Raw genomic sequence first — 14,952 nt, 5'->3', positions numbered from 1 at the left:
CCTTAAAATACAAAAAAGAAAACCCCGAAAAAAGCTGGGAACAGCCAAATTCGGGGTTTTTGTGTTATGTTTTTGTTAATTATTTTACTGATTATCAGTTAGTTAATAATTAAGCAAGAAGCCCTAAGTGGTTTCAAGGTTTGATAGCAAATAAGCCTTGGTAGTTTACCAAGGCTTATTTTATACATGTAAGTTATAATCTACCAAATCCCCAACTTAGTCCCATGTGAAAATCGGCTTGTTTGGAGTTTTCACTTAGACCTGTCAATATTGAATTGCTTCCTATAAAGAATCCTCCATACCTTAAACCCAATCCTCCATCAAAGCCAGCAACCTCTGTTTGCATCCATGGAGAATAAATTTCAAATTTACCTAAAACCACTCGCGGGGTGATCACAAAAAGGTTTTGGGAGCTTAGCTGTTGATTTGAATTTATATTTCCAAACCTTTGCTGCAAGTAGGCACTTGCATGAAGTACCCCTATGATGTGCATTTCTGCATAAGCTGCTATTAGTGAAGGCAGATTTGTCCTGATTCCGTTGGTCTCTACAGTCCTTGTGAAAAATCCACTTGCAATAAGTTGATTTTCTATTTCTTCAAAATTTCCTTCCAATTGATCTAATCTAAAGCTTTGTCCCTGAGGTATATTCATTGTGTAGGTGTTGTTAGTCTGACCTTTTGCAAAAGTCATGCTTCCTAAGTTCATGATTGAAAGTCCTGTATTGATCTTTGTCCTACCTTTGTCATCTTTTATTTGATAATTTGCTCCTAGGTCAAGCCCAAACCCACTTGGAGATCCAAAGTTGAAACCGTTTTGATTTGATCCAATATTTGAATTGTTAAAATCGGATTCAGAATAACTGAAGTTTAAAGATCCAGTGGCATTAGTGATACTTACTTCTGTATCTACCTGAACTATTTCTGCTCGAAATCTATCCATACCTACATTAGCGTATACAGCTGGAATAAGGATTTTGGCTGTTGCTCCTACTGAAAACTTATGTTTGTCATTTTCAAAAATTTCTCTACCTACTACAAATCCGACTTGCCCATAGCCAGTAGCATTTATTCTTTGATTGTATTCGGTAGCTATCGCAAAGGAATTATTTCTACCTGAGAACTGAATGTCCAATAGCGACTGTCCCAAAGTAGGGTCAAAATCGATGATATCAGCTTTGGTGAATAGCTGAGTAGTCAATCCAAAAGCCCAATTTCCTGACTTAATACCAACAGATGGTCCGAGGATATTAGCCACAGATCTAAAATTCACTGGGCCGTCAGCTCGCTGAAAAGCCACATCTAAGACATCATCACCATAATTTACAATGTCTCCAAAAGAAATGATGTTGTTGCTTACAGAACCATTCAAAGAGAAAAAATTAACATCTACTTTTTTATGTAAGTTATTGATTTCAGCAGGGTTCATTGTAGCACTTATGATGCCTTTTCGTGGACTATTCTGAATTCCAACAAATGATGTCTGGGCAAAAGCCTGCCCAAATCCAAAGGAAATTAGTAGTATGAGTAGAAATAATTTTTTCATGGAGAAGATTTTAAAATTATGAATGAGAGTTGACTTTGCCTAATTTCAAGAAAATATCAGAACTTCACAAAATTAAGTATAAATAGTTTTTGTTTTATCGAAATAGTTTAAAACATTTTGGTTGATGTTTCTCTTATTCTTTTGCAAGACCTGCTCAAGTTAAGTGCGTTGTTTTTTGTGATTTTTCTATTTCTAGAAGTATAATTCACTATGCTATTACATTTTCTGTAGCTTAATATAATGGAATTTACACTTCCCGAATGACCCAAACCTGCTTTGCTGTTTCATTGATTTGTAGTCAAAGTTATTCAAATTCTTTTCACTTCATTTTAACTTGACATCAAGTTGGATCTTATGAACAGCCCTATTCTTTCTTCTTCAGCCAAGTCAATTTCTCCCTCTTTAAAGCCATAAAATTGTTCAATTCAAAATTAAGGGTTTGGTAGATCGCAACAAGTGCGACAAATATAAGTTTTGAGAACACTTTGAAATACTTGTAACAAGAATATTTCACTCCTTCAATTTCCTCTATCAAATAATAGATTACCTCGGGATTAATATTGACTAATATCCAGTACCAATAAATATATGGATTTTGAAAACCCCAAATATGGCTTAGTGTCTGGTCTCTTTGAGGATATAGATGATATCTTGTGTCGATTAGTATCCAAGCTAAATTAAATCGATATTTTCTTTTACATGTTGGTAAATCCGCAATAATGGATGAGTTATACTTGGTCCTATTTTCTAATGTTTTAATTTAAAAAAAAGGAAGACTTTTTGGTAGTCTCCCTTTATTGTTTTGCTTTTCTGATTATACGCTTTTTTACCAGTAACTTCAATTCATTGGATTAACAGGTTGTTAATGGTCAATATCCGTAAGTATCCAATATCAATTTATATCGGAAGTTAGATAAATCGGGATTTTGTAATGTTATTGACAGAGTTCCGTATATCCATATTTGTTTTTTTCTAGATCTGCTTATACCTCTTTGACTTCAGAAGTTAGTTTTTGTAAAGAATCTTTTGCATCTCCAAAAAGCATTCTTGTCTTAGGGTAGAAAAAAAGTTCATTTTCTATTCCTGCATATCCTGAACTCATCCCTCGCTTCAAGATGATGACATTCTTAGCTTGATCTACTTCTAAGATTGGCATGCCATAAATAGGGGAGGAGCTATCGTTTTTAGCTGCTGGATTTACTACGTCATTTGCACCGATCACAACCACCACATCAGTGCTTGCAAGTTTTGGATTGATTTCTTCCATCTCTTGAAGTCTTTCGTAAGGCACATCAGCTTCTGCTAGCAATACATTCATATGACCTGGCATTCTGCCTGCTACTGGGTGTATTGCATAGTTTACAGTGACGCCTTTTTCCTCTAGTAATTTTTCGAGCTCATGGCAGATATGCTGTGCTTGTGCTACAGCGAGTCCATATCCTGGGACGATGACTACCTGCTGAGAATAGGACAAAAGCACGGCAGTGTCTGTGATGCTGATTTCTCGTACAGTCTGATCTCCAGCTTCGCCTTTTGGTCCACCTGCTGTACTTCCTCCAAATGCCCCAAGCAAAACATTGGTCAACGACCTATTCATTGCTTTACACATCAAGATAGTCAAAATCGTACCCGCAGATCCGACCAGAATACCTCCAGTGAGCATGGCTTTGTTGCTATACAAAAATCCTCCAAAGGCTGCTGCTACTCCAGTAAATGAGTTCAATAATGAAATCACTACTGGCATATCTGCACCACCGATGGGCATCACAAAAAGTACTCCATAAATCAATGAAATAGCCAAAAGGCCATAAAACAATGGCGTACTTTCATTGCCAAGCATTTGATAAATTGTCAAACCTAAGATAGTTGCCAACATGAGCATGTTGACTACTTGATTCATTGGCAAGACAAAGTCCTTGATTTTTCCTTCCAACTTACCATAGGCGATCAATGAACCAGAAAAGGAAACTGAACCGATTATCAATCCCAATAGCATAACCAAGAACTCACCGTCAAAGCCACTGATTGCGGAAGTATTATGGTTTTGGTATTCAATCACCGCTATCAGAGCAGCACATGCCCCACCCATACCATTAAAGAATGAAACCATCTGAGGCATAGCGGTCATTTTTACCTTTTTTGCCATCATGGTACCGATGATAGTGCCTAAGACGAGCCCTAATGCTATAAGCCCATAGTTTAAGACTTTTGATTCATCAAAAGGTTGATAGATGGTGATAGTGGCTATCACTGCGATAAGCATCCCTAATGCTGCGATGAGGTTTCCTTTGCGCGCACTTTCAGGATGACTGAGCATTTTCAGCCCGATCACGAATGTCAAAGACGCAATCAAATAGGCTATTTCAAGTATATTTAAGGTCATGATTTTTTCGGTTTTTTCTTGAACATCTCTAGCATCCTGTCGGTCACTACAAATCCCCCGACCACATTCAGCGTGCCCATTACCACGGCGAGAAACCCTACGATCAATGAGGGATAATTGTCAGGTGAAGCATGTAGCATGACGATGATGGCACCTACTACCACTACTCCATGGACGGCATTGGCGCCAGACATGAGTGGAGTGTGCAAAATGGCGGGTACATTAGATATCACTTCTACTCCTAGAAGTATGGCCAAAATCAGGAAATAAATCATTTCCATATTTTCGCCAATATAGTTAAGTATTTGTTCCATTATGATTGATTTAAGATTTGGGCGACCCTAGGACTTTTTGCCTCTCCTGCGTGGCATACGCATGTACCTAGGACTATATCATCTTCGAAATTGAGGTGTATAGCTCCATCTTTGATGATCAGTTTGAGGAAATTGAGGTAATTTTTGCCATACATCTTGCTGGCATCTTGAGGGAGTTGGGTTGCGAGATTATCGACTCCAAAGATCCTGACCCCATTGATTTCTATGGTTTGATCTGGCTGAGAAAGTGCGCAATTTCCCCCAGAAGATGCAGCAAGGTCTATGATGACTGATCCTGGTTTCATGGCTAGCACCGTCCTTTCCTCTACCAAAAGTGGTGCTTTTCTTCCTGGGATCTGTGCTGTGGTGATGATTGCATCAGCTTTTTGAGCATGTTCATGAATAGTGTCCTTTTGCTTTTGGATATATTCCTCTGATTGCTCTACTGCATATCCACCAGCACCTTTGTCTTCTTTGGCACCTTCTACATCGATGAATTTGGCACCGATGGAAAGAACTTCTTCCTTGGCTGCTCGTCTCACATCAAATGCATACACTGTAGCTCCTAGTCTTTTGGCAGTCGCTATGGCTTGGAGACCCGCTACTCCGGCACCGATCACCAAGACCCTTGCAGGAGTGATGCTGCCTGCAGCCGTCATAAACATTGGAAAGAATCTGGGAAGGCTGGAAGCTGCTAGTAATGCTGCTTTGTAACCGCTTACCGTTGCCATGGAGGAAAGTACATCCATGCTTTGGGCACGGGTAGTGCGAGGGACTAGCTCCATACTAAAAGCAGTTCGTTTTTCTTCCAGGAGAAATTTTGTAAGGTCTAGATTGTAGAGAGCCCCCATTTGTGCCAAAAGCACAGCACTGGATTTCATCTGGCTGATTTCGCTAGTAGATAGCGACTGAATGCAACAGATCATGTCTGCTGTAGTCAATATAGCTTCTCTTGGAGCAATAGTAGCACCTGTAGTTTCGTAAGTGCCATCACTTACAAAAGAGCCTTGACCAGCTCCTGATTCTACAATTACCTCTGTGCCCCAAGAAAGTAAGGTTTTGACTGCCTCAGGAAGCAAAGCTACACGTGCTTCTCCCTTTGGCTCTTTGAGTATACCTATCTTCATGTGTTTCGGTTGTCTTGAAATAATTTTGAAGTTTTGAAAGACTTGCTTTCAATGGTTAAAACTATCAAAAAGAATAAGATAAAAAAGTGATTTTTGTCATTATAATTGGTGTTCTTTCAGAAATTTAAATGAATGCTTGTGATTTGTGATGAAAAATAAAATTATGTATTGCGCATTGGTTAGTTTGATTCAAACAATCCTATAGTTCCGCCAACCCAATCTTTATCTTTATTGAATTTTACACCTATCATTTCTCCTCTGCTGAGCCTTACAAGATTCGTCATCAAGGTGGGTTTTTCATCTTTTTCAGGCCATACAAGCAGCATTCTGACTTCTGCTTTCACTTTGGTGTCTGGAGCTTGTAAAATAGGAATGTAATTCACTTTCTTTTGAAGAATATAAAGGTCTTTTTCTACTACATCTTCAATGTCTGATGGCTTCACATGGAAGATTACCCCACTTCCTGAAAAAGAAAACAGAGGCTTCAAAACATAGTTTTCCAAATCTACCGGAATACTTTCCAAATCTGATAAAAGGGTGGATTCAATGAAGTATGGTCCTTTGAGCATGGGTAGGATATATTTACTAATTCTAAAAAACCAATTGGGATGCCCTGCCCATTCTACTTCTAGATCTTCTTTGAAGTCAAATGCTAGTTTGAGGTCTGATCGGGTATTGAGTTCATCAAAAATCACTCGATTGTATATCCTCTTGATTTGAATTTGATCTCCTTGATGGTCCTTATAGAATAGTTTCTTCCCTTCTTTTATGAGGTCTGTGACACATACATATGGAATGGAGAGATCTCTGGCACAATAGTAAAAATCAATTTTGGTATTTTGCTTTTCTGGTTCAATTTCTAGCAATACTACTTCAGATGGCTCATATCCATTGAGTATTGTCTCTCGGAGTTTTTGTAAATAGGCTTCCTTATCCAGCTGACCGAAGTAAGGGGTCAGACCTTTTAATAAGGGATAGTGCTCTAGAAATTTTTCATGAAGATGATGTTGGAAATTAAAAACTGATGGAAAGCCTTGTACTTCAATCAGCTTCGGTATTACTTTTCCCTCTTCTTCACAGATTCCAAAATCTACTGCAAGAAACTGCGTATGTTCATCTTCATGAGGTACATGCGTATTGAGCTCAACGGCACGCTGGGTCATTTTTTTGAAATCAGCATTTTGAATGAAGTTCACTACTTCATCTGTAGCTTCCATCAATTGATTTTTCAATTCCTTAGAAATGAAAAAGGGAGTCTCTGCAATTCGAAAGGTGGGAAGGTAATCAAAATCCTTTGCTATATCTCCCAAAAACTCTTGGTATTTCTCTTGATTAAAAGCTTCATTGAAAGCTATTCTGTAATTTTTGATCATATGATTACGATTGAAAAATTTCTTGTTGTTCTGTAATATTGGTGATGGCTTCTTTTAAGAAATTTGGGATCAAAGTCTCATTGGTTTTATAGATCTTATCGTCATCCACTAAGTGCTCAAGCATGGTTCTATATTTGGCTTTACCTTTTTTTGCAATAACCTTTTGTTTCACCTCTTCTTTGCGAAGGTGATTCATAAAGCTAATTGGGTCCGCTTCAGGGTGGAATTGTGTCCCGACGATTTCAGGTGAGAATCTAATGGCCATCAAAGCCCTTTCATATTCTAGGTGAGACCTGATTTTTTCTAGGGCAATGATTTTTGCTCCCATGGCTTGGAATTTCTTCATCTTAGGCTGTACGACTTGATAATCTCGAGAATCTACCGCCCAGAAGGGATTGTCCAATGCTGCGAATAGGCTGTCTTCTAATCCATCTGCTGTTTTGTGAATGGTCATTACTCCAAATGAAGTAGACTTTCTTTTTGAAAGTGTTGCTAGGCCAAAAGCATTGACAGCCATTTGAAAAGAATGGCAAATCAACAAAAGGTATTTTTTCCTTTTGTTGATTTTGTTCCATGCTATCAAACTATGCAAAAACTGACTGTTTTTCAGATCCCATATGCCATCTCCTTCAAGTGGATCACCAGGCCCTCCTGTGGATATAAAAAGGTCATGATCTTGTATATCTGGGAGCTCAGCCTTCCCTCTCACGTCATACACCTTGTATGTTAGTTGTTCTTCAAATCTACCAATAATATCCTTGATACAGCGCATGCCTTGATTGGGCTCGCCATCATACATATCTAGTATGGCTACATTAATCATTACTCTTACTTTTTACTGCAAAGATACACGGTCTATTCAAATCGGGCTATATGCCTTTTGTAAATTGGGAAGTGATGAAATCCACAACCTTGAAATGATCATGCGTTTCTTCCCAAATTTTAAGCTGTTTATCAGCTCCAGTCCCTTCTTTTAGAATTTGGTGGACATAGTTGATCTCTTCCCTACTCCCTAGCTCATCTACTACGTCATCCACAAACTCCAGCAACTCGCACATCAATTCCCTGTATTCCACTTCTTTGTTTTCACCGAAGTCAATCATTTTTCCATCTATTCCATATCTCGCAGCTCTAAATTTATTTTCCCGGATCAATGCTATTCTGTAGACATTGAAACTGGTATTGGAAAGATTCATTTTATAAAGCTTAGCAACTACGGCTTGGATGAGGGCCACGATACAGATGGTCTCCTGTACAGTCAAGCACATGTCACAGATCCTAAATTCAATAGTGCTAAAGAATGGATGCATGCGCAAATCCCACCAGATTTTCTTTGGATTGTCTATGCAATTGGTTTTTACCAATGTTTCCAAATAGCTATCATATGCTTGTACAGTATCAAAGTACTCTGGAAGACCTGTACGAGGGAATTTAGCGAATACCTTAGCTCTGTAGGCCTTGAAACCTGTGTTTCTACCTTCCCAAAAAGGAGAGTTGGCAGACAAAGCATAGATATGTGGTAAGAAATAGCAAGCCTGATTCATGATTTTGAGAGCTATCTCCCGACTCTCAATGCCCACATGAACATGCAGTCCAAAGATCAAATTGCTCCTAGCGGTATCTTGAAGTTCATTGACTATATTGTGATACCTAGGATCGTCTGTGATTTGTTGATCTTGCCATTTTGAAAAAGGGTGAGTGCCAGATGCACCCACTACCAGATCTTGTTTGGCGGCTAATTCCACAATTTTATGTCTCAAAAATGCAACTTCATTTTTTGCATCTGTGATATTTTTGCAAATATTGGTTCCCACCTCCACCACTGATTGGTGCATTTCGGATTTTACCTGTTCTTTCAGAAAAATCTTTGCGCCATCCACGATTTTGGACATGTGGGAGCGTAGGTCACGTGTTACAGGGTCTATGATTTGATATTCTTCTTCTACCCCCAAAGTAAAAACAGGTAATTTTTTCATATTAAAAACGTTTTGCTGAACTTACTGCATCTTTCATAAATTTACCCCAAGTCAAATTGATTTGACCAGGTTTTTGACTTTTTGCATAGGCTATTGCTAGCTTGGCAGATTCTTCCACTACCCACTCAAAATTCTCCTGACCCACAGAGTTTATATCTGCATCTGGAGCAGGATTCCCAAAGTCAATGGCATATGGAACGCCATCTCTTACTGCAAACTCTACTGTATTGAAATCATATCCTAATCCTTGACAAAGTGCAATGGTATATTCTTTTACTTTGGCAAGCAACTTTTTGGAGGCTGGTGGGCCATCTATTACGTAGCGTAGATGATGTGGATTCCGTGGCTCATATTGCATGATTCTTACAGCTTTTCCTCCAAGACAGTATACTCTAAAATATTCCGTAAAAACGATCTCTTCTTGAAGAAGCATTACCAATTGACCCGTTTCTCTGTGTTTTTGGAAAAATTCCTCTTTACTCTCGAGCCTATATACATTCTTCCAACCTCCACCTGCATAGGGCTTCATATAGGCTGGGAATTTGATATAATCAAATATACCTTCCCAATCTAAAGGCATTTTTAAGTTTCTAAATGATTTGGCTGTGGTATCTGTAGGATGCTCTACTGATGGTAGAAGTACTGTATTGGGCAATGGTACACCCAATGTGTCAGCTAAGGCATTGTTGAAAAACTTATCATCTGCTGACCACCAGAATGGATTATTAATCACGGCCGTACCTGTCAATGCAGCATTTTTGAGATAAGCTCTATAGAAAGGTACATCCTGTGATATTCTGTCGATGATGACAGCATACTCTGTGAGTTGATTTTGAACTACTTTATCTATAGTGACTGCTTCTGCCACGATACCCTTGATGTTTTGTTGATTTACTCTCTCAATAAATGCATGGGGAAAAGTGTCTTCCATGCCAAAAAGAATTCCAATTTTTTTCATGTTTGTAAATTTAGTTTTTCAGTGTTCTTTTCAATTGAATTTAATTCTGGATAAATAATGTGGGAACATTTCTTTCCATACTGGCCAATCATGATTACGGTCTTTGCGTACATCTAGCCAGTGACTCACTCTTTTACCCTCAAGGACATCACTTAGCTTGATATTTGCATCAAAGCATATGTCCCAGTTTGATGTGCCCAAGACGATGTCCATTTTCCAAAGTTCTCCATCATGAAGATTCCTGAGGAATTCCAGTGGAGAATGAAAATAAATGTCCTCATGCTGATAACCATGCATAAAACTTCTAATCTCAAATGCACCAGACATTGAAAACATATGGCTAACATAGCCAGGATGTCTAAATGCGAAATTGGCAGCATGGTATCCTCCAAAACTACACCCTGCCATAACTACTTTGCCAACAGGAGTGTTGAATCTGATTTTTTCCACGATGTCATGACATATCATTCGGTCATAGGCAGCATGATTTTGTATACGGTCGTGAGGGTGTATTCCTTTGTTGTAAAAACTGTCACGGTCATTGCTCATCGGACAAAATATTTGCACTAAACCTTGATCTATGAACCAGCCCGCTTTTTCAATCAATCCCATATCCCTATTTTCGTGAAATGAACCCATGGAAGTGGGAAACAAAACGACAGGATATCCTGCATGACCAAAAACTAGCATCTCTACGTCCCGGTGAAGATGTGGAGAATACCACTTAAAATACTCTTCTTTCATATTAAATAATTTAAACTTTGACTATTAATATTAAGAGTAAATCATCAAACTCAAAAAAAAATCTTCGATTAATTTCAATATCAATATAAAATTGTGTTTGGTTGCTCAAAAAAGGCATTTGTTTCAAAAATCAAGAACAGCACCCAAATATGATTGGTTGAATAATCAGTGAATTGTTTTAGGTACATTTCTCAGACGATTAACCTGAAGCCTTGATTGGTCGACCGTAGCTTTCGTCATGAAATCGGCGAATTCATTTAAATCCACAATGCTTGATCAGTCCAATTTTTTCAAACTGTTTTTCTACTTTTTGTCCAAGTCAGTCTCAAATATAATCTTGTTTTCATCAAAACCCTTTATGCCTTTTTCGACTTTTTGAATAAAAATTATTTGTTCCACAAGCTCATCTAATGCAAACTCTCTAAGAAGATTGTCCAACTATTTCTTTATTTGTCACTTTGTTAACATGAGTATAGTTCTTAAGTGATTTTGACATTTTTTAATATTTCAACAAATCCTCATCGACCATCTCTGGTAGCGTTACTTTTAAGCCAGGCGTCCTTTCCATTTCCCGTTTGATTGCAAACAAAGCTTCCTCATTTCTGGCCCAAGCCCTGCGGGAAATGCCGTTGTTAACGTCATAGAAAAGCATGGATTGGAGTCTGTGGTCAGCTTCTTTACTGCCGTCGAGTAGCATACCGAAACCTCCATTGATGACCTCACCCCAGCCTACGCCGCCACCATTGTGGATGGAGACCCAAGTAGCCCCACGGAAACTGTCACCGATTACGTTGTGAATAGCCATGTCTGCCGTGAATTTACTACCATCGTAGATATTGCTCGTTTCCCGGAAAGGGGAGTCTGTGCCGCTGACATCATGATGATCTCTTCCCAAAACAATGGGAGCAGAGAGCTCTCCTGATTGTACGGCTTTGTTGAAGGCTTCTGCGATTTTGATCCTACCTTCTGCATCGGCGTAGAGGATACGGGCTTGTGAGCCCACTACTAGCTTATTTTTTCCAGCCTCTTCTATCCATTGAATATTGTCCTGCATTTGTTGCTGGATTTCGATAGGGGCTGAAGCTTTAATCTCCCTCATGACTTCAAGTGCTATCTGATCTGTTTTCTCTAGGTCTTCCGCTTTGCCAGAAGTACATACCCAACGGAATGGGCCAAAACCATAATCAAAACACATGGGACCCAAGATATCCTGCACGTAGGAAGGATAGCGGAAGTCAATACCATTTTCGCCCATTACCTCAGCCCCTGCACGGGATGCCTCTAGTAGAAACGCGTTGCCATAGTCGAAAAAGTAGGTTCCTTTGGCTACATGTTTGTTGACTGCTGTGGCGTGGCGACGGAGGGATTCCTGAACCTTGGTTTGGAATAATTCAGGGTTGGAGGCCATCAGTTCATTGGACTCCTCGAAACTTAAACCCACAGGATAATATCCACCCGCCCATGGATTGTGCAAGGAGGTCTGATCCGAACCGAGTTCCACGGTGATATTTTCCTCGTCAAACTTCTCCCATACATCCACTATATTTCCTAAATAGGCGATGGATACCACCTCATCATTTACTTGGGCCTTTCTTACTCTTGAAACCAATCCGTCCAAATCATCTATCAATTCCTCTACCCAACCTTGTTCATGCCTTTTGTGAGCGGCTTTGGGGTTGACTTCTGCACACACGGTGATGCAGCCTGCGATATTCCCTGCTTTGGGTTGGGCGCCTGACATGCCTCCCAAACCTGCGGTCAGAAAAACCTTTCCTTTGGGGTTGATGGCTGTGCCTAGTTTTTTTCTAAAAGCATTCATCACCGTGATGGTCGTTCCATGCACAATCCCTTGGGGACCAATGTACATATACGAACCTGCGGTCATCTGTCCATACTGGGTGACGCCGAGTGCATTGTATTTCTCCCAATCATCCGGCTTGGAATAGTTAGGGATCATCATGCCGTTAGTTACCACAACCCTTGGCGCATCCTTGGAAGAAGGGAAAAGGCCCATGGGATGACCAGAGTACATGTGGAGGGTTTGCTCGTCTGTCATCTCTGACAAGTACTGCATGGTGAGCAGGTACTGGGCCCAGTTTTGGAATACGGCGCCGTTTCCCCCGTAGGTGATTAGTTCCTGCGGATGTTGGGCCACCGCCGGGTCCAGGTTGTTTTGAATCATGAGCATAATGGCAGCTGCCTGTTGGCTTTTGGCAGGATATTCCGAAATCGGCCTTGCATACATATCATAGTCCGGCATAAACCGGTACATGTAGATCCTCCCGTATTCCTGTAACTCTTCAAAAAACTCCTTCGCCAATTCCGCATGCCAAGCCTTCGGAAAATACCGCAGCGCATTCCTCACCGCCAACTTTTTTTCCTCTGTGGTTAAAATATCTTTTCGCTTAGGCGCATGTGAAAAATCAGGGTTGGGCTGTTTTTTTGAAGGTAGGGTAGAGGGGATGCCTTGGGTTATGGATGCTTGGAAATTCATTTTTTGAACATTTAGATCTTTTGGATAGCTAACTGAAATACAGTAGAAATATTCCTTTGGCGAAATATGCTTCGCGAAATATTTTTAAAATTCAATGCTTTTGACTAGTTCAGCTTAGGTAAAAAGGCTTTACATTTTTTTAAATTTTTGGAGTTATCTCTTTTTAAATATTACTCATTTTCCTGAGCTAGTAATAATTTCCAAATTCCTTTCAACTGCTCTTTTTAAAATAATATACTGATTGTAGTCTTTTGCTGATTCAATTTTGTTTTGTCTAAGGAAATTATGAATTTCTTGCCCATCAAATTGAACGTCGTATAGCCATTTCAATATTTTTTCATCCATAAAGAAGTTCTTTGGATTTTTCTATGGATTGGATTAAAAAAGGGTTTTTCAAGGTTTGCTTTTCAATTAAGTCAACCTTTCTTCCAGTCATCTTTTCTAAAGCCGTTTTGAGTTCTAGGTAGTTGAGAAAATAATTGTTGAGATCAAAACTTTTAAACCTCACCAAAAAATCAATATCAGATTCATCCGTCATTTCACCGGTTACAGCAGAGCCAAAAACATAGAGTTCTTCTACTTTGTGCTTTTCACAAAGTAACTCAATCGCTGATTTAGACAAATTCACGTTTTTCATAGGCTTAATTTAAGAAATTATTTCAATCCTTTTCAATTTATTCTAAATAAGCTTAGTCATCTGCCTAATGCACTGTTATTTTCATCATATTTCAACTTTATTTCTACCTTATTTCAATTTATTTCAACTCCATTTTTGAACACTTTAAACGGCTTCAACCTCCCCTGCATATACGTAATGTCCCGATAATCGACTGTGGGAAATAGGATGATATCGGCCAACATGCCCGGATTCAATTGTCCTCGGTCGTGGAGGTTCAGGGCGGCAGCGGCTCTGGTGGTGATGCCGGCTAAAACTTCTGCATTGCTGAGTTTCTCGTAAGTTCCCAAAACAGCAGCTTGCATGAGCAAATCACCCATAGGGGCCGAACCTGGATTCCAATCAGAGGCGATAGCTAGGGAAGCACCTGCATCGAGTAGTTTTCTGGCAGGAGTGTAGGCAACGCCCAAACCCATCGACGCTCCCGGTAAGGCTACTGCTATGGTTTTAGATTGAGCAAGTAATGCAATTTCTTTATCAGTACTCGCTTCCAGATGGTCTGCGGAGATAGCTCCGAAGTTGACAGCTACTTGCGAACCACCAGTATGAAACTGGTCCGCATGGACTGTGATGTCGAAGCCCATTTCTTTGGCTTTGTGAAAGTAGGATTGGATATCTTCTGGTGTGAAAGCCGTATCCTCAATAAAGGCATCGATTCGATTGGCTAGGCCTTCTCCTTGGAGGATGGGAAAAAGTTCATCAGCAATAGCTTTCAGATAATTACGCTGGGTTCCTTGGAAATCTTTTGGGGGAATATGTGCTGCCAAGCAAGTTGGGATAAGATCGGAGGAAGTGTTCTCATTGGCCAATTTGATAGCTTTGAGCATTTTGAGTTCCTCTTCTATGGATAAGCCATAGCCACTTTTTACCTCTATCGTGGTGATTCCATCTCGTAAATGTCTATCGGCTTTTTTGACTGTCAATTGGGCAAGTTTGTCGATAGATGTTTTTCTCGTCAGGGAGACCGTATCCCAGATGCCACCTCCAGCTTTGGCGATTTCCAGATAGGATTTACCTGCATTGCGCATGGCATAGTCTTGAGCCCTTGATCCACCAAAGCAAATATGGGTATGGCAATCAATCAGACCGGGTAAGGCAACATAATCATCCCTCAGATTTATCATCTCTGCTCCGATCGATTGTGCCTCTGGATACAAATCCCAATAAGGCCCAATGTCATAGATTTTATCATCCATGATCATGATACCTGCCTCTTTGATGATATGAAGCTGTTCATCTTTGATGGCTCCTTTCTCAGGAAGGTTGGTCATAGTAACTGCTTGACGAAGGGGACCAATGAATGTATATTTTATGGTTTGCATAGTACTTGAGTTAACCTTTGATACCGTATGTACGGTATCGAA

13 protein-coding genes are annotated in these 14,952 nt (G+C 39.7%); all 13 read right to left on the bottom strand.

The features are described 5' to 3' along the window. Positions 1-193: 193 nt before the first annotated feature. Positions 194-1,543 carry a DUF5723 family protein gene (locus MM214_RS09660; protein ID WP_241294750.1) on the bottom strand — a complete coding sequence of 450 codons (1,350 nt, stop codon included), beginning with the start codon at positions 1,541-1,543 and terminating at the stop codon, positions 194-196. 982 nt (positions 1,544-2,525) lie between these two features. Next, on the bottom strand, positions 2,526-3,926 hold the full coding sequence (locus tag MM214_RS09655; protein ID WP_241294748.1) for an NAD(P)(+) transhydrogenase (Re/Si-specific) subunit beta: 1,401 nt from the start codon (positions 3,924-3,926) through the stop codon (positions 2,526-2,528). Continuing rightward, the gene (locus tag MM214_RS09650; protein WP_241294746.1) at positions 3,923-4,240 is read right to left on the bottom strand and encodes an NAD(P) transhydrogenase subunit alpha; all 318 of its coding nucleotides are present in this window, start codon (positions 4,238-4,240) and stop codon (positions 3,923-3,925) included. The genes MM214_RS09655 and MM214_RS09650 overlap by 4 nt, the downstream gene beginning before the upstream one ends. After that, complete coding sequence (locus MM214_RS09645) at positions 4,240-5,367, bottom strand: Re/Si-specific NAD(P)(+) transhydrogenase subunit alpha (protein ID WP_241294744.1); 1,128 nt, start codon at positions 5,365-5,367, stop codon at positions 4,240-4,242. The genes MM214_RS09650 and MM214_RS09645 overlap by 1 nt, the downstream gene beginning before the upstream one ends. Positions 5,368-5,546: 179 nt before the next feature. Continuing rightward, positions 5,547-6,740 carry a hypothetical protein gene (locus MM214_RS09640; RefSeq protein ID WP_241294742.1) on the bottom strand — a complete coding sequence of 398 codons (1,194 nt, stop codon included), beginning with the start codon at positions 6,738-6,740 and terminating at the stop codon, positions 5,547-5,549. A gap of 4 nt (positions 6,741-6,744) precedes the next feature. After that, positions 6,745-7,563, bottom strand: a complete 819-nt coding sequence (locus MM214_RS09635) for a type 1 glutamine amidotransferase (protein WP_241294740.1) — start codon at positions 7,561-7,563, stop codon at positions 6,745-6,747. Positions 7,564-7,609: 46 nt separating this feature from the next. Next, positions 7,610-8,716 carry a carboxylate-amine ligase gene (locus MM214_RS09630; RefSeq protein ID WP_241294738.1) on the bottom strand — a complete coding sequence of 369 codons (1,107 nt, stop codon included), beginning with the start codon at positions 8,714-8,716 and terminating at the stop codon, positions 7,610-7,612. Position 8,717: 1 nt separating this feature from the next. Beyond that, positions 8,718-9,674, bottom strand: coding sequence for an ATP-grasp domain-containing protein (locus MM214_RS09625; RefSeq protein ID WP_241294736.1), 957 nt, complete (start codon positions 9,672-9,674; stop codon positions 8,718-8,720). A gap of 30 nt (positions 9,675-9,704) precedes the next feature. Beyond that, on the bottom strand, positions 9,705-10,418 hold the full coding sequence (locus MM214_RS09620; RefSeq protein WP_241294734.1) for an esterase family protein: 714 nt from the start codon (positions 10,416-10,418) through the stop codon (positions 9,705-9,707). 499 nt (positions 10,419-10,917) lie between these two features. Beyond that, positions 10,918-12,912: a urocanate hydratase gene (locus MM214_RS09615; RefSeq protein WP_241294732.1), complete on the bottom strand. Its 1,995-nt coding sequence runs from the start codon at positions 12,910-12,912 to the stop codon at positions 10,918-10,920. Between the two features lie 174 nt (positions 12,913-13,086). Beyond that, complete coding sequence (locus tag MM214_RS09610) at positions 13,087-13,257, bottom strand: hypothetical protein (RefSeq protein WP_241294730.1); 171 nt, start codon at positions 13,255-13,257, stop codon at positions 13,087-13,089. Continuing rightward, complete coding sequence (locus MM214_RS09605) at positions 13,250-13,549, bottom strand: nucleotidyltransferase family protein (RefSeq protein ID WP_241294728.1); 300 nt, start codon at positions 13,547-13,549, stop codon at positions 13,250-13,252. The genes MM214_RS09610 and MM214_RS09605 overlap by 8 nt, the downstream gene beginning before the upstream one ends. A 113-nt stretch (positions 13,550-13,662) precedes the next feature. Further along, positions 13,663-14,910: an imidazolonepropionase gene (hutI, locus tag MM214_RS09600; protein ID WP_241294726.1), complete on the bottom strand. Its 1,248-nt coding sequence runs from the start codon at positions 14,908-14,910 to the stop codon at positions 13,663-13,665. Between the last annotated feature and the right edge of the window lie 42 nt (positions 14,911-14,952).

This window comes from Belliella kenyensis (assembly GCF_022549675.1).
GTDB lineage: Bacteria > Bacteroidota > Bacteroidia > Cytophagales > Cyclobacteriaceae > Belliella > Belliella kenyensis.
Note: the sequence above shows the minus strand (reverse complement) of the source record. Positions and strands in the feature narration are given on the sequence as shown.

Bases quoted from the DNA above. Each gene is read 5' to 3' on its own strand.
- MM214_RS09660 (WP_241294750.1), bottom strand. From the start codon at position 1,543: ATGAAAAAATTATTTCTACTCATACTACTAATTTCCTTTGGATTTGGG.
- MM214_RS09655 (WP_241294748.1), bottom strand. From the start codon at position 3,926: ATGACCTTAAATATACTTGAAATAGCCTATTTGATTGCGTCTTTGACA.
- MM214_RS09650 (WP_241294746.1), bottom strand. From the start codon at position 4,240: ATGGAACAAATACTTAACTATATTGGCGAAAATATGGAAATGATTTAT.
- MM214_RS09645 (WP_241294744.1), bottom strand. From the start codon at position 5,367: ATGAAGATAGGTATACTCAAAGAGCCAAAGGGAGAAGCACGTGTAGCT.
- MM214_RS09640 (WP_241294742.1), bottom strand. From the start codon at position 6,740: ATGATCAAAAATTACAGAATAGCTTTCAATGAAGCTTTTAATCAAGAG.
- MM214_RS09635 (WP_241294740.1), bottom strand. From the start codon at position 7,563: ATGATTAATGTAGCCATACTAGATATGTATGATGGCGAGCCCAATCAA.
- MM214_RS09630 (WP_241294738.1), bottom strand. From the start codon at position 8,716: ATGAAAAAATTACCTGTTTTTACTTTGGGGGTAGAAGAAGAATATCAA.
- MM214_RS09625 (WP_241294736.1), bottom strand. From the start codon at position 9,674: ATGAAAAAAATTGGAATTCTTTTTGGCATGGAAGACACTTTTCCCCAT.
- MM214_RS09620 (WP_241294734.1), bottom strand. From the start codon at position 10,418: ATGAAAGAAGAGTATTTTAAGTGGTATTCTCCACATCTTCACCGGGAC.
- MM214_RS09615 (WP_241294732.1), bottom strand. From the start codon at position 12,912: ATGAATTTCCAAGCATCCATAACCCAAGGCATCCCCTCTACCCTACCT.
- MM214_RS09610 (WP_241294730.1), bottom strand. From the start codon at position 13,257: ATGGATGAAAAAATATTGAAATGGCTATACGACGTTCAATTTGATGGG.
- MM214_RS09605 (WP_241294728.1), bottom strand. From the start codon at position 13,549: ATGAAAAACGTGAATTTGTCTAAATCAGCGATTGAGTTACTTTGTGAA.
- hutI (WP_241294726.1), bottom strand. From the start codon at position 14,910: ATGCAAACCATAAAATATACATTCATTGGTCCCCTTCGTCAAGCAGTT.